This is a genomic window from Frankia sp. AiPs1, assembly GCF_023716945.1.
Classification (GTDB): Bacteria; Actinomycetota; Actinomycetes; order Frankiales; family Frankiaceae; genus Frankia.
Window position 1 is genome coordinate 1 of record NZ_JAMQQF010000867.1, and the last position, 1,727, is coordinate 1,727.

The 1,727-nt window shown below is 76.7% G+C and carries 1 protein-coding gene; it reads right to left on the reverse strand.

From position 1 onward, the window contains the following. Window positions 1-1,727, reverse strand: a 1,727-nt coding sequence (locus ND748_RS31415) for an MDR/SDR family oxidoreductase (protein ID WP_251749923.1), incomplete at both ends; no start/stop codon positions are given.

Below are 1,727 nucleotides of genomic sequence, written 5' to 3' on the forward strand. Positions count from 1 at the left end.
GTCCAGCGGCGCCGGCACGAGCAGCGGCGGGTCGGCCGCCACGGCCGCGTCGAACAGGGCCATTCCCTCGGCGACCGACATCGGCACCAGGCCCCCACGGGCGATGCGGGCACGGTCCGTCTCGCCGAGGTGCCCGGTCATGCCGCTGGCCGACTCCCACAGGCCCCAGGCCAGCGAGACGGCCGGCCGCCCGTCGGCGCGCCGACGGGCGGCGAGCGCATCGAGGAAGGCGTTCGCCGCCGCGTAGTTGGCCTGGCCGGCGCCACCGAGCAGCCCCGACGCCGAGGAGAACAGCACGAAGCTGCTCAGGTCGACGTCCGCGGTCAGCTCGTGCAGGTTCCACCCGGCCCGTACCTTGGGCCGGGCCACCGCCTCCACCTTCTCCGGGGTGAGCGAGGCGAGTACGCCGTCGTCGAGCAGCCCGGCCGTGTGGATCACCGAAGTCAGCGGGTGCGCCGGATCGATGGAGGCAAGCAGCTCGGCGAGGGCACCGCGGTCGGCGGCGTCACACGCCTCGATGCGCACCGCCGCGCCGAGCTCGGTGAGCTCGGCGGCGAGCTGCTGGGCGCCGGGCGCCTGCGCCCCGCGCCGGCTGGCCAGCAGCAGGTGGCGCACCCCCCGCGCGGTCACCAGGTGGCGGGCCAGCGCCGCTCCCAGCGTGCCCGTGCCACCGGTGACCAGCACCGTGCCGGACCGCTCGTCGGTTGCCTCGCCCGGACCCGGCCCGGCCGCCGCCGAGGCGGGCAGCGTGAGCACCACCTTGCCGATCTGCCTGGCCTGGGCGAAGTGCCGGAACGCGGCGGGCGCCGAGCGGACGTCCCAGGTGGTCACGGGCGCCGGACGCAGCTCGCCGCGGGCGAACAGGTCGAGCACCCCGGCCATCGACTCCCGGACCCGGTCGGGATCCATGTCGATCAGCTCGAACGCCTGGTAGTGCACCCCGGGATGGGCCGCGGCGACGGCAGCGGGATCGCGGGGATCCGCGATGCCCATCTCGACGAACCGCCCACCCCGGGGCAGCAGCCGCAACGAGGCGTCCAGGAACGGGCCGGTCAGCGAGTTCAGCACGACATCGACGCCCTTCCCGCCGGTGACCTGCGCGAACTGCGCCTCGAAGTCGGTGGTGCGCGAGGAGGCGATGCGCTCGGCCGGCACGCCCCGCGCGCGCAGCGCCCCCCATTTGCCGGGGCTCGCCGTCGTGAACACCTCCGCGCCCAGGTAGCGGGCCACCTGCAGGGCGGCGAGGCCCACCCCGCCGGTCGCCGCGTGGATCAGCACCCGTTCGCCCGGTTGCACCCGGGCCAGCTCCACCAGGCCGTGGTAGGCGGTCGTGAACACCGCCGGTACCCCGGCGGCCTGGGCGAACGACCAGCCGGCGGGGATGGGCGCCAGCAGCCGCGCGTCCGCCACGGCCACCGGGCCGACCGCCCCGGGCACCAGACCGAACACCCGGTCGCCGACGGCCAGCCCGCTCACCGCGGACCCCACCGCCAGCACGACCCCGGCGGCCTCCGTGCCCAGCGGGGCGCCCGCGGGCACCATGCCGAGTGCGGTCAGGACGTCGCGGAAGTTCAGGCCCGCGGCCCGCACCGCGACCCGGACCTGCCCGGCATCGAGCTCCGCCCGGGCCGCCGGGAACGGCTCGAAGCGCAGGTCGTCCGGTGAGCCCCCCGAAGTTCCCAGCCGCCAGGGGGACCCGTCCGCCGGCAGCGCGAGCGGGTCCTGCC